The following is a 24,770-nucleotide window of genomic DNA, read 5'->3' as shown; positions in this document are numbered from 1 at the left end:
GCGCGCGGGGGCGATCAGCGCCCCCGCAGCCAGTGGTACCGCAGCTCCGGGCGACCCACCTGGCCGTACTGCGGGCGCCTCGCCGCGCGGGCCGCGTCCACCAGGTACTCCAGGTAGCGGCGGGCCGTGATGCGGGAGATACCGACCTGCTCCGCCACCTCCGCCGCCGTGCGGCCGTCCGGTGTCTCGCGCAGGACGCCCGTGACCCGCTCCAGCGTGGGCGCGCTCAGGCCCTTCGGCAGGGCCGCCGGAGCCGGGGCGCGCAGAGCGGCCAGCGCGCGGTCCACCTCGTCCTGGCCGCTCGCCTCGCCCGCCGCCGCGTGGTACTCCGCGTACCGCAGCAGGCGGTCGCGGAGGGTGGCGAAGGTGAAGGGCTTCAAGACGTACTGGACGACGCCCAGCGAGACGCCCTCCCGGACCACCGCCAGGTCGCGGGCCGAGGTGACCGCGATGACGTCCGCCTGATGGCCCGCCGCGCGCAGGGAGCGGGCGAGCTGGAGGCCGTGCACGTCGGGGAGGTGCAGGTCGAGCAGGAGGAGGTCGACCGGGGTGCGCTCCAGGGCGCGGCGGGCGGCGGCGCCGGTCCCCGCCTGGCCCACGGCGACGAAGCCCGGCACCCGGCCGACGTAGAGGACATGCGCGTCGGCGGCGACCGGGTCGTCCTCGACGACCAGGACACGGATCGGCTCGACCGGGCTCATACGACCTCTCCCAGCGGCAGCCGGGTCTCGAACACCGCGCCGCCGCCCTCCGCCTCGGCCACCGTCAGCGTGCCGGTGAGCCGGGTGACCGTCTGCCGGGCGAGCGCGAGGCCGAGGCCCCGCCCGCCCGGACCCGCGGGCTTGGTGGTGAAGCCGCGCCGGAAGACCAGGTCCGCGTGGGCCGGGTCGACACCGGGGCCGGTGTCCGACACCCGCAGCAGCAGCGCCTCCCCGGCCGCGTACGCCGTCACCGTGACCCGCGCCCCGGCGCTGCCCTGGGCCGCGTCCACCGCGTTGTCGATCAGGTTGCCCAGGATGGTGACGAGGTCGCGCACCGCGAGGTCCGGCGGGAGCACACCGTCGTCGATCCGGCTCTCGGGCGAGACGACCAGCTCCACGCCCCGCTCGTGCGCCTGCGCGGTCTTGCCCAGCAGCAGCGCGGCCAGCACCGGTTCGCCGACCGCCGCGACCACCTGGTCGGTGAGCGTCTGGGCCAGCTCCAGTTCGGCCGTGGCGAACTCCACCGCCTCCTCGGCCCGTCCCAGCTCGATCAGCGAGACCACGGTGTGCAGCCGGTTGGCCGCCTCGTGCGCCTGCGACCGCAGCGCCTGGCTGAACCCGCGCTCGGAGTCCAACTCGCCCATCAGCGACTGGAGTTCGGTCACATCCCGGAGCGTGACGACCGTACCCCGGTGCTCCCCGCCGGACACCGGCGAGGTGTTGACCACCAGGACGCGCGACGCGGTCAGATGCACCTCGTCCACCCGCGGCTCCGACGACAGCAGCGCCCCGGTGAGCGGCCCCGGCAGCCCCAGCTCCGCGACGGAACGGCCGACGACCTCGCCGCCGACGTCGAGCAGCTCGCGCCCGCCGTCGTTGATGAGTGCCACCCGGTACCGCCCGTCCAGCATCAGCAGCCCCTCGCGCACCGCGTGCAGCGCCGCCTGGTGGTAGTCGTGCATCCGGCTCAGCTCGGCCGCGTTCATCCCGTGGGTGTGCCGCCGCAGCCGCGCGTTGACGACGTACGTGCCCACCGCGCCCAGCAGCAGCGCCGCTCCCGCCACCCCGAGCAGCGCCGTCACCTGGTCCTGGACCCGCGCGCTGATCGCCTCCACCTTGATCCCGGCGCTGACCAGCCCCACCACACGGCCCCCGTCCGTCACCGGAGTCACCGCGCGCACGGACGGGCCCAGCGTGCCGGTGTACGTCTCGGTGAAGGTGTGCCCCCGCAGGGCGGGCCCGGTCCGGCCGAGGAAGCGGCGGCCTATCTCGTCCCGCGTCGGATGGGTCCAGCGGATGCCGCGCGGGTCCATGATCGTGACGAAGTCGACGTCGGCGTCCCGCATCACCTGGAGCGCGTACGGCTCCAGCTCGGCAGAGGGGTCCGGGGTGCGGATCGCCGCGCGGACCGAGGGGGCGTCGGCGATGGACCGGGCCACCGCCGTGACCTGGCGTTCCGCCGCGTCGCGGGCCTGGCGCTGGTCGCTGACGTAGGTGAAGAGCGCGTACCCGGCCACCACCACCGTGATCAGCACCGCCTGCATGGCGAACAGCTGGGCCGCCAGGCTGCGGGGTCGGGGGAGGGCGGGGGGACGCATGCCAGCAGTGTGCCTGTCCGTTCGGGCATGAACTAAATGAACGGAAGGGTGACCGCCCTCACAGGGCGGGAGATAGTCACCGCGATCCCCTGCAACGCCCGGACGTGAGCCGCACGCCGGTCATGCCGACGAAGACGTCAAGGAGAGCAGTCGTGGCCGCCAGCACCCCCGGTACGGCACCAGCCGCACCCGCCGTGAAGCGGGACCGGACCCATTACCTGTACATCGCCGTCATCGTGGCGGTCGCGCTCGGCATCGCCGTCGGTCTCATCTGGCCCGACGCCGCGGTGGAGCTGAAGCCGCTCGGCACCGGGTTCGTGAACCTGATCAAGATGATGATCTCGCCGATCATCTTCTGCACGATCGTGCTCGGGATCGGCTCCGTACGGAAGGCCGCGAAGGTGGGCGCGGTCGGCGGTATCGCGCTCGGCTACTTCACCGTGATGTCGCTGGTGGCGCTCGCCATCGGCCTCGTCGTCGGCAACGTCCTGCACCCCGGCGAGGGCCTGCACCTGACCGACGCCCTCCGCCAGACCGGGCACGCGCAGGTCGCGGACGACGCGCTGCCCCCGGTCGACTTCGTACTGTCGATCATCCCGGTCACCTTCGTGTCCGCCTTCACCGAGGGCCAGGTCCTGCAGACGCTGCTGATCGCGCTGCTCGCCGGGTTCGCGCTGCAGGCGATGGGCGCGGCCGGGCAGCCGGTGCTGCGGGGCATCGAGCACATCCAGCGGCTGGTCTTCCGCATCCTCGCCATGGTCATGTGGGCCGCGCCGATCGGCGCCTTCGGCGCCATCGCGGCCGTGGTCGGCTCGGCGGGCCTGGACGCGCTCAAGAGCCTCGCGGTGCTGATGTTCGGCTTCTACGTCACCTGCGTGCTGTTCGTCTTCGTGGTGCTCGGCGCGCTGCTGCGCGTGGTCTCCGGGCTGAACATCTTCCTGCTGCTGAAGTACCTCGCCCGCGAGTTCCTGCTGATCCTGTCGACCTCGTCCTCGGAGTCCGCGCTGCCGAGGCTCATCGCCAAGCTGGAGCACCTCGGCGTCAGCAAGGCGGTCGTCGGCATCACCGTGCCGACCGGGTACTCCTTCAACCTCGACGGCACCATGATCTACATGACCATGGCGTCCCTCTACATCGCGGACGCGCTCGGTACCCCCATGTCGATCGGTGAGCAGATCCCGCTGCTGCTCTTCCTGCTGCTGGCCTCCAAGGGTGCGGCGGGCGTCAGCGGCGCCGGGCTCGCCACGCTCGCGGGCGGTCTCCAGTCGCACAAGCCCGCGCTGGTGGACGGCATCGGCCTGATCGTCGGCATCGACCGCTTCATGAGCGAGGCGCGCGCGCTGACCAACTTCGCGGGCAACTCCGTCGCCACCGTGCTGATCGGCACCTGGACCAAGGAGATCGACAGGGACCGGGTCAAGCGGGTCCTCGCCGGTGAGCTGCCGTTCGACGAGACGACGCTGCTGGACGAGGGCGATGCCGACAGGCGCCCTGAGGCTGAGGAGGAGGGCGGGAAGGAACTCGCCAAGGCGTGAGGGACTCCCCGACACCCGCCTGAGAGACGCCCCCTAGGGGCCTTCTGACGCCGGCCGCCCGACCCCGCCTGAACCGGGGCCGGGCGGCCGGTCTTTCACGTCCTCTCGCGGCCCGCCCGCGCCACCAGCTCCGTCGCCCGGCCGACCGGTACGCCCGCCGCCGTGAGTGCCGTGACCGCCGCCGCGTGGCCCGCGTCCTCGGGCGGGAGCAGCCCCTCGTTCACCGACTCCATGACGGCGAACAGCAGTTGCTCGTGCACGAAGGCCAGCGCGGCGGCGGGCAACGGCGTACTGAACACGCCTTCGTCCAGGCCGCGTTGGAGAATCCGCGTCTTCTCCTCGCGCAGGGGGGCGAGCCGGTCGCGGATGCCCTGGACGGTGACCGTGCGCTGGGCCAGGGCGATCAGCAGACGGTAGCGGTCGGCGATCTCCCACACCGCGAGCACCGAGCGGGCCACGGCCTCGGCCGGTCCGGCCTCGTCGTCGCGGGCACACACGTCCGCGTCGGTCAGCACCTGCACCGCCTCGTCGACGAGCGTGCCGATCAGCGCCTCCCGGCTGGGGAAATGCCCGTACACCGTGCGCCGTACGACACCGGCGGCGCGCGCGATCTGGTCCATCGAGGCGTCCGGGTCGCGCAGCAGCTCGGCGAGGGCGACGTCGAGGATGCGGCGCCGGTTGGTGTCGGCGCGGCTGGTGTTACCCGTGGTCATGGCAGTCATTGTGCACACCTTCTCGACTTGCACGGCACTGTGCAAGGTCGTACATTGCACATGGTTGTGCAATTGCACGCCACTGTGCAAGTACCCGTCGTGCCTGTTGTCGAGGAAGGTCAGCCGCTGTCATGCGACTCGTCATGAACGAACCGGTCGAGAGGATGGAGCGCCCGTACGCCCGGCGCTGGTGGGCGCTGCTCGTGCTCTGCCTCAGCCTGCTGATCATCGTGATGGCCAACACCGCCCTCACGGTCGCCGCGCCCGACATGACCCGCGACCTCGGGCTGTCCAGCGCCGACCTCCAGTGGGTCATCGACGGCTACACCGTCCCGTACGCGGCGCTGATGCTGCTGCTCGGCGCGATCGGCGACAAGTACAGCCGACGCGGGGCGCTGATCCTCGGCCTCGTCGTCTTCGGCGGCGGCGCGGTCTTCGGCAACCTCGCGGACTCCTCCGCCACGGTCATCGCGGCCCGCGCGGTGATGGGCGTCGGCGCGGCGCTGATCATGCCCGCGACGCTCTCCCTGCTCGCGGCGACCTTCCCGCGCGCCGAGCGGGTCAAGGCGATCACCCTGTGGACCGCCACCGCGGGCCTCGCCATCGCGGCCGGACCGGTCGTCGCGGGCGCGCTGCTCCGCGACCACGGCTGGGCCTCGACCTTCCTGATCAACGTGCCGGTCGCCGTCCTGGCCATCGCCGGTGCGCTGGTCCTCGTACCGCCGTCCAAGGCGGGCCACCACGAGCGCATCGACTACGTCGGCGGCCTGCTCTCGGTCCTCTGGATCGCCGCGCTCGTCTACATGATCATCGAGGGTCCGCACTTCGGGTGGGGCGTCAAGGCGGTCACGGCGGCGGTCGTCGCGGCCCTCGGCCTGATCGCCTTCATCCTCTGGGAACTGCGCCACCCCCGCCCGGTACTGGACGTACGCCGCTTCGCCAACCGCCGCTTCGCGGGCTCCAACCTCGCGGTCGCCCTCTTCTTCCTCGCCGTCTTCGGCGCGTTCTACTACCTCACCCAGCACCTCCAGTTCGTCCTCGGCTGCGACGCCCTGGAGACCGGCGTCCGCATGCTCCCGCTGGCCGGTGCCGTATTCGCGGGCTCCGCCCTGACCGGCTACCTCACCCCACGGGTCGGCATGCGCTGGACGGTCGGCGCGGGCATGGTCGGCGGCACGGTGGCACTCGCCCTGCTGACGCGGGTGGACGCGGGCTCGACGTACGCCGACTTCGTCCCCTCCCTGGTCATCCTGGGCCTCGCCATCGGCCTCGCCCTGTCCCCCTGCACGGACGCGATCATGGGCGCCTTCCCCGAGTCCGAGCTGGGCGTGGGCGGCGCGGTCAACGACACGTCACTGGAACTGGGCGGCTCGCTGGGCATCGCGATCCTGGGCTCCCTGCTGGCCACGTCGTACGACGACCACCTGACGTCGGCGACGAAGGGCTCCGGCCTCCCGGCCCAGGCCCTCGCCACGGCCCAGGACTCGGTCGGCGCGGGCTACGCGGTGGCCCAGTCCATCGGCGAGAAGGCCCACTCCCTGGCGGCAAAGGCGGCCGCCGCGGGAGACCCGCAACAGGCCGCCCAACTCAAGCAGCAGGCTTCGTCCTTGGCTTCGGGCGCGCACCGGATGGCGGAGGCCGTGGGGTCGTCGTTCTCGGACGCCGTCGCCCACACGAGCCTGATCGGTGCGGTCATCCTGGGGGTGGGCACGGTCGTGGTGGCGGTGCTGCTGCCGGGGCGGGAGACGGTGCCTCCGGCGGAGGAGGCGGACGAGGCTCCGGCTGAGTCCGCTGAAAAGGCGGGGGCGACCGCCGACTGACATCGGCTGACGTGCCGCTCCGGAATCGAGGGGGCGGCACATTGGCGCGTGTGCCACGGCTCGATCAAGTGGCTTCCCGGCAGCGTGCCGGGCATGAGGAGGTGGCCCTAGCAATCAGATTGCCGCCGCCCGCCGCGACTGATCATGGTGCCGAGCAAATAAGGGGGGCACGATGGGACTGACACTCTTCGCCGGCGATGGTGATGTGACGACCCCGGACATCGCCTGGTCCTACAACGGGTTTCACATGTTCCGGAAGTGGCTGGCCGAGGCGGAGGGATTCACGCTCGCAGCGATGGAGGGCTTCGGCGGCGACCGTCAGTGGCACAGCGTCTCCACCACCCTGGCGCCCCTGCTCGACCACCCGGACGACGACGGCCCCGACCTCACACCCGCCCAGTGCGCGGCCATGCTGCCCCGACTGCAAGCGGTGCTCGACCAGCGCGACCCCGAAGAGACCGACCCTACCTACGTACGGCGCATGGAAGACATCGACGAGCTGGTCACCGTCCTGCGGGTCTGCGTGGACAAGGACGTCGAGCTCATCTTCGGCTGATCGATGGCGAGTCGCTCGTCAGGGGCGGCAGTTCAAGCCAACTCGGGGTTTATGCGTTGCACCAGCAACCACCCCCGGTGAGTATGTGTGATGAGATGGGTGGCAGTTGTGGCGTCGGAGGGTGATGTGGCGTCATGACCGCCGATGATCTGGACCACGGGTGCGGGGGGAATCTCCATGAAGTTCGACATGGGGTCGACGACGCTGGCGACGCTGACCAAGAGCACGGTCGGGTCGAGTGACGACCTGGGTGCGCTGATCAACCAGTTGATCGCCGCGGCCCAGCCGTTGGAGGGGAAGTTCAACGGCGAGGGCAAGGCGATGTTCGACTCGTTCAAGCAGCGCGCGGACGAGATCACCGCCGCGCTGAACGGCTCGCTCGCGTCGATCCTGGGCGGCCAGTCCGGGATGGACGACGCGTTCGTCGGTGGTGACCAAGAGCAGTCCGACAACGCCCACCAGACGATGAGCGCCGCCAACTTCGACGCGGCCCGCTTCCGCGGCTGAACCACGAGGGGGACTTGAGCATCATGGCCAACCAGGACCGCCGCTCCTACGACACCGGCGCCTCCGGCGACGTACAGAGCAGCCTTCAGGGAATCATAGGTCGGCTGGAGACCGTGCTCGGCGAGCGCGAGCGCGCGGTGAAGGCCGCCATGGCCGACTACCAGGCTGACGGGGTCTCGGACGAGTACCACGGCAAGGAAGTCCGCTGGCACAAGGCCGCCGGGGAGGTCCGCGACATCATCCAACTGGTGCGCGGCACGCTGGAAAAGAATGACGGCACGGCACAGGCCACGCTGGCCAAGGCGCGTGCCGCGGTCGACAACATCGGCTGACACGGCGGCAGTCGCCCGTCTGGCAGGCGCTCGGCGGGTACGGGGATGAGGGGCATTTCGTGACGGGGTGGGACGTCGATCCGGCCGGGGTGTACAGCGTGCTGTCCAAGGCGGGCACCGCGGCGAAGAACATGTCGGACACGGGCAGCGCGATGCAGGGCAACCTGGAGGAGGCGGCGTCCGCAGCGGGCACGCTGACAAGTCAGTACGGTCCCTACAGCAGTACGGTCGGGCTCGTCGGCTCGGCGCTGGGGCAGTTCGCGCAAGCCTGGGGCCGGGACCTGGTCTACATCGCCAAGCGCACGTCGAAGTCCCTCGACGGGGCTGATCAGGCGACCCGTTGCTATGTCGCCGGAGCGTTGGAGCAGGCGGCGAACGCGCAGCAGGAGGCGGCCAAGGAGCCGAAGGTGGACCTGCCCGGCGAGGGCGGGGGCCAGCCCCGGCGATGAGCGACGACGCGAAGCTGATCGACCCGTCCGGCATACCGCACTTCATCGGGGACCTGGGCACCCTGGACACCGACGTGATGCTGCTGACGGCGGACGCGGGCCAGTTCCGCGCCTCGGGGTCGGACGTGCACACCGAGTTCCAGGGGCTGTCGGCGTTCTACGAGGCGCCGGAGGCGGAGCAGTTGTTCGCCACCACGCTTCCGGTGAAGCAGAAGTCCGACGCGTTCGCCGACGACCTGGAGAAGGTCGCCACCGCCCTGTCGGACTACAGCTTCGAGATCCAGCCGCTGGCGAAGAAGCTGGACACCCTGAAGGCCGATGCCACCGCCTTCGTGAACTCCGTCTCCGGTGACGACGACTGGCGCAAGGACCAGGACAAGGTCGATCACAACAACGACCTGTGGCACGACGTCAACCACACCGTCGCCGCTTTCCAGGACGCCGAACGCACCGCCTACAGCAAGATCATGGCGTTGATCGGCGGCACCCGGATGGGCGTCGACGACGGCTCCGGCGGCAAGAACAAGTACGGCTACCGGGCCGAGGACCTCGACCACGCCGAGGCGACTCCGTGGGGAGCGCCGGCCGAGCGGGAGTACGAGGGGTGGGCTTGGCTGGCCCACCAGGGCAAGCAGGTGTGGGACGGCGTCTGGCAGGACGGCGTCATCGGCACGATCCACGGCGTGGGCACGCTGTTCGGCTCCGACGGCTGGGACGCGGCTGGCGAGGCGTGGAAGAACCTGGCCAAGCTGAGCACGGCATCGGCGCTCACCAGCGTGACGATGGGCACGTGGTGGTTGCTGCCCGAGGACAAGCAGCCGTCCTGGCTGCGCGACTCCCAGAAGGCGTACAAGGAGACGGCCAAGGGCTTCATCGCCTACGACCAGTGGAAGACCAACCCCGCCCGTGCGGCGGGCGCGGTCGGCTTCAACGTACTGACGGTGATCGGCACCGAGGGCGCGGGCAGCGCGGTGAGCGGCGCGGGCAAGGCGGGCGCCGCCGCCCGCACCCTCTCCATCGCAGGCAAGGTCGGCCGCGCCATCGACCCGATGACCTATGCGGGCAAGGCGGCCAAGTTCGCCTTCGTCCGGCTGGGCGACACCTTCAGCACCCTGAAGAACCTCCGCACGGGCGCGTACGCGGACATGGCCGACCTGGGCGGGAGGTATGCGCCGGCGGAGCATCCGTTGGGGGTGGGGGAGCGGCCAGTAACTGTGCCAGAGACTGCTGTTGAGTATGTGGATGCGCGGGGTGAGGCCGTATATCTCACTCGGGATGGACACGTCCTAAGTGCAGACGGGCACATAATGCAGTCCGCAGACCAAGCACCGCATGAACCGGCTTTGAATGACCGTGACAGGCTAAAGGTTGCAGATGATGATCAGAAGTCGTACGAGCTGGTAGGCGCCAGTGCGCGCGGCGAGCATGGCCCGCATGCCGAGCGGACGCCGACGCCGCCCTCACCCAGCGACGGACATGTGGGCGGTCACGCTAGTGCCCAGGGAAGACGCGGGGCGGGTGGCACAGGAGCGCCCGCGACTGAGCGCCACAGTGGCGGGCCCAGTGATTCTGCTTCTTCGGGCGAGGGAACCCCTGATCGGATGCACCACTCCGGCCGCGAATTGGCACCGGAGAATGAGCACGGCGCGCATGATTATGGAGGGGCGGAGCCTGACGGGTCCGATCACTCAATCGATCATTCGTCCCATGCTCACCAGGACAGCTCGCCGGGAACGGGGGGCCACACAGTCGCTGGTGAGCTTCCGCCAGGGAATGCACAACGAACTCTCCGTGAGATGCGGGCGATGAGGCATGGCCGAGATCGGTACAAGGGCGCGGAGGACTATGTTCGTGACATGATGGGAGGCGCTTCTGAGCGTCACTATCGCGTTCCGCCCCACGGCAATGCTCCTTACCCGGTCGAAGGCGTGGGAGGACGCAACGTCGATGTGCCGGTCGACATGCCGGACGGTCGTACGCTGGCGGTAGAAGTCAAGCATTATCTCGAGTGGCGTACGGTGAAACTTGACGACGGTGGCACGCGCGTCGTCAAGGGTGAGGTTCCCCTCAACAAGGGCATCATTGAGCAGATCAACAAGGATTTGGCTTTGCGGCGCCAGGACCCTGCCTTCGATCCTCGATGGGTGTTCCTGCATGCGCCCCCCTCGCAGGCGCTGAGGAACTATTTGGTCCAGGCCCGCATTATTTTCGTTGAGTACGGTCCCGCCCCTAAGTGATTCTGAAATCAGTGGAAGTCGAGGAAGCAGTATGACGCACGAAGTGGATCTGCAGGGATGGGCTGAAGGGGAGAGGCGAAATGCCGTTGAGTTCGCCGACGCGTTGGGTGTCCCACCCGAGTTGTATACCAGTGATCCCATGGTCTTGATCCCCGCTCTTCAGGACTATGTCTCACGAGCACCATTCAGTGAATTCGAGCAGTCCGACTGGGTTACCCTGCACGCCGATTTGATGTCCTACGTCGCGGACTACCTGATCAACAAGCATGGTGCACGTTGGAGCGTTGAGAATGATCCTGCGTCGCCTCGCGGGTATCGGTACGTGATCGCTGCTACAGGGCGTGACGGGCGCAGCCATGTCCTTGACCCGCTTCAGTTGGTGGGTCAGGAATTTACTAGCCTGCCGATCGACATTACCCGCATGCTGGCTGGCGCGGAGCTTGCTCTGGGCCTGGCATCGCCGACGAGCAGCGATCGCTGAGGGGCGGAGCGCCCTCGCCACAGTGTCAGAACCGAATCTGTCTTGCTCGCCCTTGAGCATCCCGAGGAATTGAGTCATGTCGACCCAGGACTACGACAGTCAGCTTCTCGAATCCGTCGCCGTGCGGCGGCGACGGTTGCGGGATGCCGTGTTGTTCGGGGGGCAGCGGCAGCGGCGTACCGTCGATGAGCGGCTGGGAAAGGTGTTCGCGGGGCTCGTGATCGGGGCCGTGCTCTGTGCCGGGTGCGTGGGCTGGTCGTTCGTCTCGCACCGGGTGCTGCCCGCCACTCACTCGCCCACCGGGCCGACCACCACTCGGTGATAAGTTCGAACGCGTGCTATCTACGGGGACATCGAGCCGTACCGGAACGGCGTTGAGCCGGGTCACTCTAGTCGGTGAGCGGCGGCGGGTCGATCTTGTCCTTCCTTCGCGGGAGCCGGTCGGGCGGCTGCTTCCCCAGGTGCTGCGACTCCTGGACGACCAGGTCGGTACGCGACCGCGAACGCGGCATCTCGTCGCCGGTGACGGCAGTGTCCTGGAGCCTGACGCCACCCTGGAGTCGGCGGCCGTGGCCGACGGCGCCGTGCTGCGGCTCGTGCGCGTGGAAGACGCCCCCTCCGCCCCCGTCATCCACGACGTGACCGATGAGGCCGCCGACGATCTGGACGTACGGGCGTGGCGATGGAACCCCGCCGCGCGACGGGTCGTCGCCGGCGCCGCCACGGTCGCCTGGGCGCTCGCCGCATCCGCCCTCGCCCGGCAGGAGTTCGCCGCGCAGACCGTGGGTACCGCGCTGGTCGTCCTCGTCGTGCTCGGCGCGGCCGGGGGTGCCCTGGCTGGACGGGCCGGAGCGCGCGGGCTCGCCGCCACGCTCGTCGTCACCAGCGGGGCGCTGGGCGTCCTCGGGGTCTGGAGTCTCGCGGACGCCCATGCCTGGTCCGGGCCTGCTCGGCTCGCCGGGGTCGTGGGCGTACTGGCCGGAGCACTGCTGCTGCTCGGCTGGTGCTCGTCGCTCGGGCGAGGCGGACTGTTCGGCGCGGCCGCGCTGGTGGGCGGTGGCGTCTGCTGGGAGGCCGCCCTCTTCTTCCAGCCGGCCGCCCGCTCGGGAGCGTTGCTCGCCGTGGTGTCCGTGGTCGTGCTGGGGCTGCTGCCCAGGTTCGCGCTGATGACCTCGGGCCTCGCGGGGCTCGACGACCGCCGCTCCGGCGGGGTCTCCGTGAGCCGGTACCAGGTGTCGACCGCGCTCGCCGCCACGCACCGGGGACTCGCGCTGGCGGCGATCGTGACCGCCGCGTCCGCCGCCGTCGCCGGGGCGCTCGCGTTGCGTACGGTCTCGGTCTGGACGGTGCTACTCGCGGTGGCCGTCGCACTGGTGCTCGGCCTGCGTGCGCGGGCCTACCCGCTGGTCCCCGAAGTGGTCGCGCTGCTCGCGGCCGCCGGTGCCGTGCTGGTCCGGCTGGCCTGGGTGTGGCAGGAGCGGTCGGACACGGCGGCCCCGCTCGCGGTACCCGTGGCGCTGGCGGTCGTACCGCTCGCCGTCCTCGTCGTCCAGCCGCCCGAGCATGTACGGGTACGGCTGCGCCGGCTCGGCGACATGACGGAGTCCATCGGGGTGATCGCGCTGTTCCCGCTCCTGATGGGCGTCTTCGGGGTGTACGGGCGGCTGCTCGGCACGTTCACGTGAGCGGGAGGCGGCAGGCATGACCCGGCCTCAGGACGGCTGGCAGGACGACGTGCTGCGCGAACTGCGCGGTGAGACACCCCCGCCCGGCCCGGCAATGGCGGAAGCCGCGACACCCGTCGATGACAGCGCGGAGCCCGGAGCGCCGGTGCCTGAGCAGCGGCCGAGCACGGCCCCCGTCCACCGCGCTCCCACCGCCCTCTCCCGACCCCTCCCCACCCCCGAGTCCGTCCCTACCATCGACCCTCGCCTCGCCGTGGCCCTCGGCAAGCCGCAGCACGGGGACTCCGTCACCCGGCGCACCGGGCGCTCGATCCGGCGGCTGGCCGCGTCCGCCTCGCAGGAGGTCGCGGAGGAAACGCGGATCGCGCAGGAGTTGCAGCAGCCGGTGACGACCGGCCGGGTGATCGCCGTGACGTCGATCCGGGGCGGGGTCGGCAAGACGACGACCGCCGCGTTGCTCGCCCGTACCCTCCACCACTACCGGCACGACCCGGTGCTGGCGCTGGAGGCGGACGCCGCGCTCGGCACGCTGCCCGTGCGGATGGGCGCGGAGTCGGTGCGGTGGTCGTGTGCCGAACTGGCCCAGATCCTCACCCCGTCGATGCAGCTCACCGACATCACCGGGTACTTGGTGCCCGTCCCGGACGGTGGCTGGCTGCTGCCGGCGAGCCAGGGACAGGTCGGCGCCCCCCTGGAGACGCGGGTCTACCTCAAGGTGACCCAGGCGCTGCGCCGGTACTTCGCCGTCACCGTGGTGGACTGCGAGACGCTGCCCGCCGAAGTGGCCCGCGCCGCGATGGACACCGCCCATGCCCGTGTTGTCGTCGCGCCGCTCACCGCCGAGGGAGTGGACGGCACCCGGGTCGTCCTCGACTGGCTGGGCCGACTTCCGCACGACGCCCTGGCCTCCACCACCGTCGCCCTCACCTCGGGCACACCCGACATGAATCTCGACCTGAAGACGGCCACGGCGCATCTGCGCGAGACAGGGGTCACCATCGTGCACCTGCCCTACGACCGGCATCTCGCGGCCGGCGGACCCATACGCACGGAGCTGCTCGCGTCCGCCACCCGCGGCGCGACCACGCGGCTGGCGGCGGAGGCCCTCGGGCGGGCGGTGCGGGTCCGTTGACGCAGCATCTGGTCCACCGGCCGGCCCGCGCCACCCGCCCACTGCCCGAGACCGGGGCACGGACCATCGAGCCGCCGCCGAACCTCCCCGAGGGCAAGATGGGCAGCGCGGCCACCGCGCTGCTCCCCATGACCGGTGTCATGGGGTCCGTGGTGATGATGACCGTCATCCGGTCCAGCCAGTTCGCGGGCCTTGGCGCGGTCGTGCTCGTCATCGCGCTGCTGGGGGCGGTGGCGCTGTTCCTGTCGCAGCGCGGCAAGGCGCAGCGCCAGCGCAGGGTGCAGCGCGAACGGTATCTGGAGTACCTGGAGGAACTGCGGGAGGAGCTGGGCGCCACGGAACGGGCCCGGCGGCAGGCGGCCCGGGAACTCAGCCCGCCGCCCGCGGCCCTGTACGACCTGCTGCGCGACCCGGCCCGCCTGTGGGAACGGCGGCGCGCGGACGCGGACTTCCTGCGGGTGCGGGTGGGCGTCGGCGATGTGCCGGTCCAGAACATCGTGGTCGGTCAGAACACGGCGGGCGGCGTGCTCACCCCGCCGGACCCGTTCATGCTCAACGAGGCGCGCGCACTCCAGGCCCGCTTCACCACGTCCGCCGGCCATCCGCTGACGGTGCCCCTGGACCGGGTGGGCGACGTGAGCGTGGTCGGCGACCGCGAGGGCGTGCTGCGTGTCGCGCGGGCGCTCCTCGTGCAGGCCGCGGTGACGCATGCCCCGGACGACCTGGCGCTCGGTCTCGGCGTGCCTGGCGAGCGCTTGGCGGAGTGGGAGTGGGCCAAGTGGCTGCCGCACGTCCTCGACACCGGCGCGGACGACGGCCCGGTCGCCGCCCGCCGGATCGCACCGGACATGACCCAGTTGGCCCGGGTCCTCGGCGCCGACCTGAAGAAGCGCGCCTCCTACGCGGCCGAGGTGCGCCGGGGCCTCGCCGACCGCACCGCGCTCGGCCTCGGCGGCCGGCTGCTCGTGGTGAGCGACGAGTACGGGTACAACGCGGCTGAACTCCCGCGCCCGGACTCGGCCGTGGCCCTCTCCGACATGGGCGTGACGGTCGTGCATCTGCTCGCCGAGCAGGTGCAGGAGCCCGGTGACGTCGCGCTACGGATCGTCGTCGACGGGGACCGGGTCGTGGTCGAGGACCTGCGGGGTGAGCGGGTCATACGCGTCTCCGGCACCCTGGACCCGGTGGGCGATGCCGAGGCCGAGGGGCTCGCCCGGATGCTGGCGCCACTCCGGCTCTCCCCGGAGTCGTCCGCGGAGGGCGCCCCGGTGTCGGGGCCGGTGGACTTCCCGTACCTGCTCGGCATCGACGACCCGGCCGCGCTCGACCTGCCGCGACAGTGGGCGCCGCGCGGGGAGCGCGACTTCCTGCGGGTGCCGATCGGACTGGACGACCGGCACCAGCCGGTCCTGCTCGACCTGAAGGAGTCGTCGGAACTCGGCATGGGGCCGCACGGTCTCTGCGTGGGCTCGACCGGCTCCGGCAAGAGCGAGCTGCTGCGTACCCTCGTGCTCGCGCTGGTGACGACGCATCCGCCCGAGGACCTGGCCATGGTGCTGGTCGACTACAAGGGCGGCGCCACCTTCGCGCCGTTCGCGGGGCTGCCCCATGTGTCGGGTGTCATCACCAACCTGGAGAACCAGGCCGACCTGGTCGAGCGCGTCCACACCTCACTGGCCGGCGAGATCAAGCGGCGCCAGCAGGTGCTGAAGGACGCCGGGAACATCGCCGACATCGGGCACTACCGGTCGCTGCGCGAGACCGCCCGCCCGGACCTCAAGCCCCTTCCACATCTGTTCGTCGTGATCGACGAGTTCGGCGAACTCCTCACCGCCAAGCCGGACTTCATCGACCTGTTCCTCTCCATCGGCCGGATCGGCCGCTCCATCGGCGTGCATCTGCTGCTGTCCAGCCAGCGCATCGAGAGCGGCAGGCTGAAGGGCCTGGAGACCTACCTGTCGTACCGACTCGGGCTGCGCACCTTCTCGGCGGACGAGTCGCGTACGGTCCTGGACACTCCGGACGCCTTCAACCTGCCGCCGCTGCCCGGCTTCGGCTATCTGAAGGTCGATACTTCCACCTATACGCGTTTCAAGGCCGGGTTCGTATCCGGCGCGTACCGGGGGCCGGTCCGGCCGGACGCGGTGGCCGACGACGAGCCCTCGGCATGGCCCTATCCGGCGTACAACACGCTGGAGGCACAAGCCGGTTCGGAGGGCGAGGACCAGCCGGCCGCTCCCCGCGAGCGGGAGACCGGGCCCACCGTGCTGTCCGTCGTGGTGGACCGGCTGACCGGCGCCGGACAGCCGGTGCGCCGGATCTGGCTGCCGCCCCTGCCCGACGCGCTGACGCTCACGGAAGCGGCCGGGCCGGTACGGGCGTCCGGCGAGGGGACGCGACTCGCCTCGGTGGACGGGCCGTTGAGGGTTCCCCTCGGCGTGCTGGACGACCCGGCGCGGCAGTGGCAGAGCAGATGGGTGCACGACCTGAACACCGCCGGCGGCCACACCGCCGTCATCGGCGGCCCCCAGTCCGGCAAGACCACTCTGCTGCGCACCCTGGCCCTCTCGCTGGCCGTCACGCACACCCCGCGCGACGTCGCGGTCTACGGCCTCGACCTGGCCGGCGGCGGTCTCGGCGCGCTCGCCGGACTGCCGCACGTCGGCGGCATCGCCGGCCGGGCCGACCACGAACGCGCCGCCCGCACGGTTGCCGAGGTGCGTGCCATGCTCGCCGAGCGGGAGGCGGTCTTCCGCGAGCGCGGCATCGACTCCGTCGACCAGCTCCGCGCCCTGCGTGCCAAGGGCGAACTGCCCGAACTTGGCTCCACCGACGTGGTGCTGCTCATCGACGGGTTCGGCGCGCTGCGGGACGAGTTCGCCGAGCTGGACGAGCCGGTGGCCGACCTTCTCAAGCGGGGCGGCGGCTACGGCATCCACGTCGTGGCGGGCATGCTCCGCTGGAACGATGTACGCATCGCCACGCAGTCGATGTTCGGCAGCCGGATCGAGCTCCGACTGAACGACCCCGCCGACTCCTCCGTGGACCGCAAGCTTTCCGAGACCCTGCCCGCGGGCACCCCCGGCCGGGCCCTGACCGACGGCAAGCTGTTCGCCCAGACCGCCCTGCCGAGGCTCGACGCGATCGCCTCGGCGACCGGCCTGGGTCCGGCCCTGGAAGCCGCCGTACGTTCCCTGCGGGCCACCTGGCACGGTGAATCCGCCGCCCCCGTCCGGGTGTTGCCCACCCGCCTGCCCGCGCAGCGCCTGCCCGGCCCGGACAAGGAGCCGCGCGCCGTGCCGATCGGGGTCGACCAGGAGTCCCTGGCCCCGGTCGTGCTGGACCTGTTCGGCACCGACCAGCACCTGCTGGTCCTCGGGGACAACGAGTGCGGCCGGACGAACCTGCTCCGCCTGATCTCCGGCGCACTCGTCGAGCGGTACGGCGAGGACGAGCTGGTGTTCGCGGTCTTCGACCCCCGGCGGGGCCTGCGCCGCGCGGTGCCGGAACCGTATCGGGGCGGCTACGCGCACAACGCCAAGCTCTCCCTCGCGCTGGCGACCGGCATCGAGGCCGAGCTGGGGAAGCGGCTCCCGGACACCGTCGACCCCGACGCCATGACCGACGAACCCGGCTTCACCGGCCCGCGCATCGTGATCCTGGTCGACGACTACGACGTCCTCACCGCGGCGGGGTCGCAGCCTCTCGCGCCGTTCCTGCCGTACATCTCCGCCGCCCAGGACATCGGACTCCACTTCGTCGTCGCACGCCGCGTCGCGGGCGCCTCGCGCGCCCTGTACGACCCGGTGCTGACAGCGCTGCGCGAGACCGGGGCCACGGCGCTCGTGATGACGGGCGACCGTACGGAGGGGCAGCTCTTCCCCGGTCTGTACGCCTCCGCGCAGCCGCCGGGCCGGGGCACCCTGGTGCGCCGGGGCCGCCGCCATCAGCTCGTCCAGACGGCCCTCGCGGCGGAGAGCCAGCCCGGGGAGGCGCCGGCGTGACCAAGGACGTCATCGCGCTCACCCCGAAGATGCCCGACACCGGTGCCCTGCTGGCCGCGCTGCACGCGGGCGGACCCGAGCTGGGCCTGACCGCCACGGACGACGGCGCGGTTCTCCAGCTCTGTAGCGCGGACGGACGCCCGCTGGTCTCGGTGGAGGCCCCGCTGCTCGTCCACACCCCCGGCGAGGCAGAGCGGCTGCTCGGCTCGCCGGCCGGGGTGCCCGCACCGCCGTACTGGTGGACGGAGACCCGGGCGTCCACGGCGGTCCCCGCCGCCGAATCCCTCGCGGGCTCCGTGTGCGGACGCCTGACGATGCTGCTCGGCGGCACCACCTGGCCGCCCGAGGCCGGCCACACCGCCCGCGTGACGACGCCCGACGAAGAGGCTCGCCCGTCGGCGGCCTCCGCGCCCGTCCTGCCCGTCGTCGACGTACTGACCGACTCCACGGCGGTGGTCCTGGCGGACCGCCCCGTCGTCCCCCTCACCGCGTGGTTCTCGGACGTCCTGCGCGCCACCGTCCGCTCGGACCGCGCGTTCCACCTCGTCACCCCGCCGCACGTCCGGCTGACGCTGCCGCTGCGCACCGCGCTCGGCGGCACCCCCAACCGGTGGGTGGTCCAGGACCCCGCGGGCGGCTATCACGACGGCCTGTCCGGCGTCCGGCTCGCCTGGCGCGACGGTACGTTCGCCCCGCTCGGCACCGAGGCCGCCGACGCGTTCACCTCACGGGTGACGCCTCCCGGACACCGGCAGCTCACCGTCTCCTTCCGCACCGTGCGCGCGCCTGACGCCGATCTGGAGCTGGGCGGCGCGCTCGAAGCCGCCTGGCGGCATCTCACCGGCGCGCCGCCCGTCGGCTGGGGCACCGCGGAGCCGGTGAACCTGCCCTGGTCGCGCCGTCAGCTGACCGAGGCGGCCCGCGACCGGGCACCGGCACCGGCCCACCTCGTCGTCATCGGCACCCCCGAACGCCCCGCCATCGCCACGCACCGCGTCACCCGCACCACCGCCGGAGTGGCCGAGGACACCACCCTGACCCTCGGGTACACCGCCCCCGACGAGGTCCCCCTCGACGCCCTGGAAGCCCTGACCGAGAAGCTGGTCGCCGAACACGGCCTGACCACCATGCTCACCACCCTGCGCCAGGCCCGCGCCGACCTCACCCTGCCGCCGCACCTGGAGTCCCCGCCCCTGCCCATCGCCTTCACCCTCGGCGCGCGCGACGTACGGATCATCGGCCTCACCCACGCCCGCCGCCCGCCCCTGGCCGTGCGGCCCCGGCAGCTCGGACCGGCGATCGCCCCGGCGCTCCACTACCCGCTGGGCGATGGAACCGACGCCGCCGCCTGGACGGCGCTCCAGGTGCTCTCCGACCACCTCAAGGCCGGTTCCCCCCGCCCGACCGCCTTGCCCTGACGCCCACGTCACCCCCTACCGTCAAGGGCATGCGAATCGGTGAGCTGGCCGAGCGGGCCGGGACGACCGTGCGGGCGTTGCGGTACTACGAGACGCGGGGGCTGTTGCCCGCGCGGCGGGACGCCAAGGGGCATCGGTGGTACGACGAGCGGGATCTCACGCTGCTGACGCAGATCCGCACGCTCCGGGACTTCGGGTTCGAGCTCGAGGAGACGCGGCCGTTCGTGGAGTGTCTGCGGGCCGGGCATCCGGAGGGGGACGCGTGTCCGGCGTCGCAGGCCGTGTACCGGCGGAAGCTGGATGAGCTGGACGGGCTCATCGGGGAGCTGATGGCGGTGCGGGCCACGGTCGCGGGGCAGCTGCGGCGGGCCGAGGAGGCGCGGGCCGGGCTGGCCGCCGAGGCGCTGGTTCCGGGAGGTCCGGAACCCGTGTGCGAGCTGGGAGGGTGAGACCCATGAGCGGACTGGACGACGTCACGGACGGGAATTTCGAGGCGGAGGTGCTCGGCTCCGATCTCCCGGTGCTGGTGCAGTTCACCGCCGACTGGTGCGGGCCCTGCCGACAGCTGGCGCCGGTGCTGAAGGACATCGCGTTCGCGGAGGGCGACCGGCTGAAGGTGGTCCAGCTCGACGTGGACCGCAATCCCGGTACCACTATCGCCTACCAGGTGCTCTCCACCCCCACCCTCATGGTGTTCCAGGGCGGTGAGCCGGTGCGCTCCATGGTGGGCGCCCGCCCCAAGCGCAAGCTGCTGGAGGAGCTGGCCGACCTGCTCTGAGCAGAGCACCCCGCAAGCAAAGAAATCCCCCGGGCATTGGCGCCCGGGGGATTTCTTTCGGTATATTGGACCGTTCACGACTTCTTTATGATGCCTTGGCGAAGAAGTCGTGCGGAAGCTTGATGAGCACAGTATATGCGGGCGGGAGTGGAATTGTCAAACACCGAATTTCCGGACGATGAATTGCGGTTCGAGCAGGAATTCATCGACGGACTCTACGAGCGCGTGGACGAGCTGCGCGGCGACGCCGAGACCGGCGTCAAGGACGCCCTCGCGCAGGGCGACAAGCCCCAGCAGGCACGGCTGGAGCGGGACATCCTGGTCGCCGAGCGCTCCGGGCTGCTCGCCGCGCTGAACTCCGTCGACGGCTCGCTCTGCTTCGGCCGGATCGACCTCGCCGACGGCACCACGCACCACATCGGCCGGATCGGGCTGCGCCGCGACGACGACGAGCGCACCCCCGTCCTCATCGACTGGCGCGCCGACGTCGCCCGCCCCTTCTACGTGGCCACCGGCCACACCCCGATGGGCCTGCGCCGCCGTCGGCACATCACCAGCGACGGGCGTACCGTCACCGCGCTGCACGACGAGATCCTCGACCTCGGGGACCAGACCCGCACCGGCCACGAGGACCCCACCGGCGACGCCGTGCTGCTCGCCGCGCTGAACACCGCGCGCACCGGCCGCATGAACGACATCGTGCAGACCATCCAGGCCGAGCAGGACGACATCATCCGGGCCCCGCACCGGGGCGTGATGGTGGTCGAGGGCGGTCCCGGCACCGGCAAGACCGCGGTCGCCCTGCACCGCGCCGCCTACCTGCTCTACGAGCACCGCGAACTGCTCGCCCGCCGCGCGGTGCTGATCGTCGGCCCCAACCCCGCCTTCCTCGGCTACATCGGCGAGGTGCTGCCCTCGCTCGGTGAGACCGGCGTGCTGCTGGCCACGGTCGGGGAACTGTTCCCCGGCGTGAAGGCCACCGCCACCGACACCCCGGAGGCGGCCGCGGTGAAGGGCCGCGCCGAGATGGCCGACGTGCTCGCCGCCGTCGTCGCCGAGCGGCAGGCGCTGCCGGACCCGGTGATCGCCATCGAGCACGACCGCGAGGTGCTGATGCTCGACGAGGGCCTGGTCGCCACCGCCCGCGAACGCACCCGCGCCGTCAAGCTGCCGCACAACGCGGCCCGCGAGCACTTCGAGGGCCACATCCTCAACACGCTCACCGAGATGTACGCCGAACGCGTGGGCACCGACCCCTACGACGGCAGCAGCCTGCTGGACCCCGCCGACATCACCCAGATCCGCGACGAACTCGCCGAGAACCCCGAAGTCTGGTCCGCCATCGACCAGTTGTGGCCCCGGATCACCCCGCGCCGCCTGCTCGCGGACTTCCTCGCCGAGCCCGACGGCCACCTCCCGCCCGAGGACGCCGACGCGGTACGCCGCCCCGTGACCCGCGCCTGGACCGTCGCGGACGTGCCCCTGCTGGACGAGGCCGCCGAACTCCTCGGCGAGGACGACCGGCTGGCCCGCGCCCGCGCCGACCGGGAGCGGGAGACACAGATCGCGTACGCGCAGGGCGTGCTGGACGTGTCGTACGCGTCCCGCACCTACGAGTTCGACGACAAGGAGGAGGACGACCCCGAGTCCTCCGAGGTGCTCTCCGCGCACGACATCATCGACGCCGAACGCTTCGCCGAGCGGCACGAGGAGGACGACCACCGCAGTGCCGCCGAGCGCGCGGCCGCCGACCGGACCTGGGCGTTCGGGCACATCATCGTGGACGAGGCGCAGGAGCTGTCCCCGATGGCGTGGCGGCTGCTGATGCGGCGCAGTCCGACCCGCTCCATGACCCTGGTCGGCGACCCCGCGCAGACCGCCGAGGCGGCCGGGGTCGGCTCCTGGTCGGACATCCTCGAGCCGTACGTCGAGGACCGCTGGGAGCACACCCGGCTCGGGGTCAACTACCGCACCCCGTCCGAGATCATGGACCTGGCCGCCCGCGTGGTCCGCGCCGAGCAGCCGGACTTCGAGCCGCCCAGCTCGGTCCGCTCCACCGGGGTACGCCCCTGGGTGCGGGACGCCTCCGGCGACCTGCCCGGCGCGGTCGCGGACGCGGTGGCCGAGCTGACCCCGGCCGAGGGCAGGCTCGGGGTCATCGCGCCGCGCGCACTGCACGACACCCTCGCCGCCCGGCTGGACGGCGTCACGGCGGGCGGCGAACCCGACCTGACCCGGAACGTGGTCCTGCTCGACCCCCGCCAGGCCAAGGGCCTGGAGTTCGACTCGGTCCTGGTCGTCGACCCCGCCGCCTACGGCACCAGCGACCTGTACGTGGCCCTCACCCGCGCGACGCAGCGACTGGGGGTGCTGCACACGGGCGAGGTCCCGGCGGCGCTCAAGGTGTAGCGGGGCCGGTCGCCTGGCCCCCAGACGGGTGCGGTCTCACGCAGGTCGCAGCCACACCGTCGCCAGCGGCGGCAGGGTCAGGCGGATGCTGGTCGGGCGGCCGTGCCAGGGCTGGGGTTCCGGCTTGACGGTGTCCTGGCCCGCGATGTCGCCGCCGCCGTAGCGGCCGAGGTCGGTGTTGAGGGTCTCGTGCCAGGCGGGGACGTCGTCGGGGACACCGAGGCGGTAGTCGTGGCGGACCAGCGGGGAGAGGTTGGCGACGCACAGCAGCGGGGCGCCCTCGGCGTCGCGGCGCAGGAAGGCGAAGACGTTGTCCTCCGCCGCGTCCCCGACGATCCACTCGAACCCCGCCGGATCGGTGTCCCGCTCCCACAGCGCCGGGGTGGCGCGGTAGGCGGTGTTCAGGTCGCGGACCAGGTCGCGTACGCCCCGGTGCTCGGACTCGGCACCGTAGGCCGGGTCCAGCAGCCACCAGTCCGGGCCGTGCGCCTCGGACCACTCGGCGCCCTGCGCGAACTCCTGCCCCATGAAGAGGAGTTGCTTGCCGGGGTGGGCCCACATGAAGGCCAGGTAGGCCCGGAGGTTGGCGCGCTGCTGCCACCAGTCGCCGGGCATCTTGGAGACCAGTGACCGCTTGCCGTGCACCACCTCGTCGTGGGAGATGGGGAGCACGTAGTTCTCGCTGTACGCGTACACCATCGAGAAGGTCATCTCGTGGTGGTGGTACTTGCGGTGCACCGGCTCGTGGCTCATGTAGGCCAGCGAGTCGTGCATCCAGCCCATGTTCCACTTCAGCCCGAAGCCCAGCCCGCCGAAGCCGCTCGGCCCCTTGTGGTGGGTCGGCCGGGTCACGCCGTCCCAGGCGGTGGACTCCTCCGCGATGGTGACCACACCGGGGCAGCGCCGGTAGACGGTGGCGTTCATCTCCTGGAGGAAGGCGACCGCGTCCAGGTTCTCCCGCCCGCCGAACTCGTTCGGCGTCCACTGGCCCGCCTCGCGCGAGTAGTCGAGGTAGAGCATCGAGGCGACGGCGTCCACGCGCAGCCCGTCGATGTGGAACTCCTCGCACCAGTACACCGCGTTGGCGACCAGGAAGTTCCGCACCTCCCGGCGCCCGAAGTCGAACTCCAGCGTGCCCCAGTCCGGATGGGCGGCCCGCAGCGGATCACCGTGCTCGTACAGCGGACGCCCGTCGAACTCGGCCAACGCCCACTCGTCGCGCGGGAAATGAGCGGGCACCCAGTCCATCAGCACCCCGATGCCCGCCTGATGCAGCCTGTCCACCAGGTACTTGAAGTCGTCGGGGGTGCCGAGCCGGGCCGTCGGCGCGTAGAAACCGGTGACCTGATAGCCCCACGAGCCGCCGAAGGGATGCTCGGCCACCGGCATCAACTCGACGTGGGTGAACCCGAGATCACCGACGTAGGCGGGAAGCTGCTCGGCGAGCTGCCGGTAGGTGAGCCCCGGCCGCCAGGACGGCAGGTGCACCTCGTACACCGAGAAGGGGGCCTCGTGCACCGGGCGGTCCGCGCGGTGCGCCATCCACTCGGCGTCGCCCCACTCGTGGCGCGAGACGTCCACGATCGAGGACGTGGCGGGCGGCACCTCCGTACGGCGGGCCATCGGGTCCGCGCGCAGGGTGCGCGAGCCGTCCGGGCGGATGATCTCGAACTTGTACAGCTCACCCTCCCCGACCCCCGGCACGAACAGCTCCCACACCCCGGACGAGCCCAGCGAGCGCATCGGGAAGCCGGTCGCGTCCCAGAAGTCGAAGCCGCCCGCGACCCGCACCCCGAGCGCGTTCGGCGCCCACACCGCGAACCGGGTCCCGGTCACACCCTGCTGGGTCAGCACCCGCGAGCCGAGCGCCTGCCACAGCTCCTCGTGCCGCCCCTCGCCCAGCAGATGCAGATCCAGCTCACCCAGCGTGGGCAGGAAGCGGTACGGGTCCTCGGCCTCGTGCTCCGTGCCGTCGTACGACACCAGCAGCCGGTAGGCCGGGACCTCGGCCAGCGGGAGCAGGCCGGAGAAGAAGCCCTCCCCGTTGTCGCGCAGCTCCGCCCGTACGTCCTCGAAGACGACGGTGACCGCCTCCGCGTGCGGGCGGAACACCCGGAAGGCCACCCCGCCGGGCACCGGGTGGGCGCCCAGCACGGTGTGCGGGTCGTGGTGCGTGCCCGCGAGCAGCCGCTCACGGTCGGCCCGGTCCAGCGCGGGGGAGACCGCGGGTGCCTCCGGGGTACGGGCCTTCGGGATCGCGGGCGCGTTCTCCGGGGAGTCCGCCTGCCTGCCGGGTTTCGCCCGGACCTGCTTCGCCGGGGCCGCCTGCGAGGACTTGGCCTGCTTCTTGCCGGACTTGCTCTTCGGACCGGCTGGCTTCTTGGACGTCACGGACGAGTCTCCCGGTCGGGGTCA

The 24,770-nt window shown here is 71.5% G+C and carries 20 protein-coding genes; 16 read left to right on the top strand and 4 right to left on the bottom strand.

Annotation, left to right across the window (positions count from 1 at the left end; all coding sequences use genetic code 11):
* Positions 1 to 14 precede the first annotated feature (14 nt).
* Together ACI2LY_RS09755 and ACI2LY_RS09750 are read right to left on the bottom strand one after the other, a co-directional pair.
* The gene (locus ACI2LY_RS09755; protein ID WP_404706725.1) at positions 15 to 701 is read right to left on the bottom strand and encodes a response regulator; all 687 of its coding nucleotides are present in this window, start codon (positions 699 to 701) and stop codon (positions 15 to 17) included.
* Positions 698 to 2,299, bottom strand: a complete 1,602-nt coding sequence (locus ACI2LY_RS09750) for an ATP-binding protein (protein WP_404706724.1) — start codon at positions 2,297 to 2,299, stop codon at positions 698 to 700. The genes ACI2LY_RS09755 and ACI2LY_RS09750 overlap by 4 nt, the downstream gene beginning before the upstream one ends.
* A gap of 122 nt (positions 2,300 to 2,421) precedes the next feature.
* Between ACI2LY_RS09750 and ACI2LY_RS09745 the strand changes: the two genes are divergently transcribed.
* Positions 2,422 to 3,834: a cation:dicarboxylate symporter family transporter gene (locus ACI2LY_RS09745; RefSeq protein ID WP_404707299.1), complete on the top strand. Its 1,413-nt coding sequence runs from the start codon at positions 2,422 to 2,424 to the stop codon at positions 3,832 to 3,834.
* A gap of 95 nt (positions 3,835 to 3,929) precedes the next feature.
* On the opposite strand, the gene ACI2LY_RS09740 is transcribed toward ACI2LY_RS09745, so the two are convergent.
* Entirely contained in the window at positions 3,930 to 4,547 is a 618-nt protein-coding gene (locus tag ACI2LY_RS09740) for a TetR/AcrR family transcriptional regulator (RefSeq protein ID WP_404706723.1), read from the bottom strand.
* Between the two features lie 131 nt (positions 4,548 to 4,678).
* Between ACI2LY_RS09740 and ACI2LY_RS09735 the strand changes: the two genes are divergently transcribed.
* The 15 genes from ACI2LY_RS09735 to ACI2LY_RS09665 all read left to right on the top strand — a co-directional run bounded on the left by ACI2LY_RS09735 (position 4,679) and on the right by ACI2LY_RS09665 (position 22,355).
* Positions 4,679 to 6,367, top strand: a complete 1,689-nt coding sequence (locus ACI2LY_RS09735; protein WP_404706722.1) for an MFS transporter — start codon at positions 4,679 to 4,681, stop codon at positions 6,365 to 6,367.
* Between the two features lie 172 nt (positions 6,368 to 6,539).
* Positions 6,540 to 6,923 carry a hypothetical protein gene (locus ACI2LY_RS09730; protein ID WP_404706721.1) on the top strand — a complete coding sequence of 128 codons (384 nt, stop codon included), beginning with the start codon at positions 6,540 to 6,542 and terminating at the stop codon, positions 6,921 to 6,923.
* Between the two features lie 177 nt (positions 6,924 to 7,100).
* Positions 7,101 to 7,430 (top strand): hypothetical protein, encoded by a 330-nt coding sequence (locus ACI2LY_RS09725; protein ID WP_404706720.1) that lies wholly within the window; start codon positions 7,101 to 7,103, stop codon positions 7,428 to 7,430.
* A gap of 20 nt (positions 7,431 to 7,450) precedes the next feature.
* Positions 7,451 to 7,762, top strand: coding sequence for a pore-forming ESAT-6 family protein (locus ACI2LY_RS09720; protein ID WP_356420827.1), 312 nt, complete (start codon positions 7,451 to 7,453; stop codon positions 7,760 to 7,762).
* Positions 7,763 to 7,821: 59 nt separating this feature from the next.
* On the top strand, positions 7,822 to 8,211 hold the full coding sequence (locus ACI2LY_RS09715) for a DUF6507 family protein (RefSeq protein ID WP_404706719.1): 390 nt from the start codon (positions 7,822 to 7,824) through the stop codon (positions 8,209 to 8,211).
* Positions 8,208 to 10,448, top strand: coding sequence for a hypothetical protein (locus ACI2LY_RS09710; RefSeq protein WP_404706718.1), 2,241 nt, complete (start codon positions 8,208 to 8,210; stop codon positions 10,446 to 10,448). The genes ACI2LY_RS09715 and ACI2LY_RS09710 overlap by 4 nt, the downstream gene beginning before the upstream one ends.
* A gap of 31 nt (positions 10,449 to 10,479) precedes the next feature.
* Complete coding sequence (locus tag ACI2LY_RS09705) at positions 10,480 to 10,929, top strand: hypothetical protein (RefSeq protein WP_404706717.1); 450 nt, start codon at positions 10,480 to 10,482, stop codon at positions 10,927 to 10,929.
* Positions 10,930 to 11,005: 76 nt separating this feature from the next.
* Positions 11,006 to 11,251, top strand: a complete 246-nt coding sequence (locus tag ACI2LY_RS09700) for a hypothetical protein (RefSeq protein ID WP_404706716.1) — start codon at positions 11,006 to 11,008, stop codon at positions 11,249 to 11,251.
* Positions 11,252 to 11,264: 13 nt separating this feature from the next.
* Entirely contained in the window at positions 11,265 to 12,614 is a 1,350-nt protein-coding gene (locus tag ACI2LY_RS09695) for an EsaB/YukD family protein (RefSeq protein ID WP_404706715.1), read from the top strand.
* A 16-nt stretch (positions 12,615 to 12,630) separates the two neighbouring features.
* Positions 12,631 to 13,746, top strand: a complete 1,116-nt coding sequence (locus tag ACI2LY_RS09690; RefSeq protein ID WP_404706714.1) for a type VII secretion protein — start codon at positions 12,631 to 12,633, stop codon at positions 13,744 to 13,746.
* A complete protein-coding gene (gene eccCb, locus ACI2LY_RS09685; protein ID WP_404706713.1) occupies positions 13,743 to 17,750 on the top strand; it encodes a type VII secretion protein EccCb in 4,008 nt (1,335 codons plus the stop codon). Before ACI2LY_RS09690 ends, eccCb begins: the two co-directional genes overlap by 4 nt.
* Positions 17,747 to 19,168, top strand: coding sequence for a DUF6177 family protein (locus ACI2LY_RS09680; protein ID WP_404706712.1), 1,422 nt, complete (start codon positions 17,747 to 17,749; stop codon positions 19,166 to 19,168). Before eccCb ends, ACI2LY_RS09680 begins: the two co-directional genes overlap by 4 nt.
* A gap of 29 nt (positions 19,169 to 19,197) precedes the next feature.
* Complete coding sequence (locus tag ACI2LY_RS09675; RefSeq protein ID WP_404706711.1) at positions 19,198 to 19,617, top strand: MerR family transcriptional regulator; 420 nt, start codon at positions 19,198 to 19,200, stop codon at positions 19,615 to 19,617.
* 5 nt (positions 19,618 to 19,622) lie between these two features.
* Entirely contained in the window at positions 19,623 to 19,946 is a 324-nt protein-coding gene (locus tag ACI2LY_RS09670) for a thioredoxin family protein (protein WP_404706710.1), read from the top strand.
* A 135-nt stretch (positions 19,947 to 20,081) separates the two neighbouring features.
* Positions 20,082 to 22,355 (top strand): HelD family protein, encoded by a 2,274-nt coding sequence (locus tag ACI2LY_RS09665; protein ID WP_404706709.1) that lies wholly within the window; start codon positions 20,082 to 20,084, stop codon positions 22,353 to 22,355.
* A gap of 36 nt (positions 22,356 to 22,391) precedes the next feature.
* Here the strand turns inward: ACI2LY_RS09665 and glgB are convergent, their stop codons facing one another.
* A complete protein-coding gene (glgB, locus tag ACI2LY_RS09660; protein WP_404706708.1) occupies positions 22,392 to 24,746 on the bottom strand; it encodes a 1,4-alpha-glucan branching enzyme in 2,355 nt (784 codons plus the stop codon).
* Between the last annotated feature and the right edge of the window lie 24 nt (positions 24,747 to 24,770).

It is taken from the genome of Streptomyces sp. NPDC002176, assembly GCF_044903645.1.
Classification (GTDB): Bacteria; Actinomycetota; Actinomycetes; order Streptomycetales; family Streptomycetaceae; genus Streptomyces.
The sequence above is the reverse complement of the archived record's forward strand: the minus strand, read 5'-3'. Positions and strand labels throughout refer to the sequence as shown.

Bases quoted from the DNA above. Each gene is read 5' to 3' on its own strand.
- ACI2LY_RS09675 (WP_404706711.1), top strand. From the start codon at position 19,198: ATGCGAATCGGTGAGCTGGCCGAGCGGGCCGGGACGACCGTGCGGGCG.
- ACI2LY_RS09725 (WP_404706720.1), top strand. From the start codon at position 7,101: ATGAAGTTCGACATGGGGTCGACGACGCTGGCGACGCTGACCAAGAGC.
- ACI2LY_RS09670 (WP_404706710.1), top strand. From the start codon at position 19,623: ATGAGCGGACTGGACGACGTCACGGACGGGAATTTCGAGGCGGAGGTG.
- ACI2LY_RS09710 (WP_404706718.1), top strand. From the start codon at position 8,208: ATGAGCGACGACGCGAAGCTGATCGACCCGTCCGGCATACCGCACTTC.
- ACI2LY_RS09690 (WP_404706714.1), top strand. From the start codon at position 12,631: ATGACCCGGCCTCAGGACGGCTGGCAGGACGACGTGCTGCGCGAACTG.
- ACI2LY_RS09755 (WP_404706725.1), bottom strand. From the start codon at position 701: ATGAGCCCGGTCGAGCCGATCCGTGTCCTGGTCGTCGAGGACGACCCG.
- ACI2LY_RS09730 (WP_404706721.1), top strand. From the start codon at position 6,540: ATGGGACTGACACTCTTCGCCGGCGATGGTGATGTGACGACCCCGGAC.
- ACI2LY_RS09665 (WP_404706709.1), top strand. From the start codon at position 20,082: ATGCGGGCGGGAGTGGAATTGTCAAACACCGAATTTCCGGACGATGAA.
- ACI2LY_RS09750 (WP_404706724.1), bottom strand. From the start codon at position 2,299: ATGCGTCCCCCCGCCCTCCCCCGACCCCGCAGCCTGGCGGCCCAGCTG.
- ACI2LY_RS09740 (WP_404706723.1), bottom strand. From the start codon at position 4,547: ATGACCACGGGTAACACCAGCCGCGCCGACACCAACCGGCGCCGCATC.
- ACI2LY_RS09745 (WP_404707299.1), top strand. From the start codon at position 2,422: ATGCCGACGAAGACGTCAAGGAGAGCAGTCGTGGCCGCCAGCACCCCC.
- ACI2LY_RS09705 (WP_404706717.1), top strand. From the start codon at position 10,480: ATGACGCACGAAGTGGATCTGCAGGGATGGGCTGAAGGGGAGAGGCGA.
- ACI2LY_RS09700 (WP_404706716.1), top strand. From the start codon at position 11,006: ATGTCGACCCAGGACTACGACAGTCAGCTTCTCGAATCCGTCGCCGTG.
- ACI2LY_RS09735 (WP_404706722.1), top strand. From the start codon at position 4,679: ATGCGACTCGTCATGAACGAACCGGTCGAGAGGATGGAGCGCCCGTAC.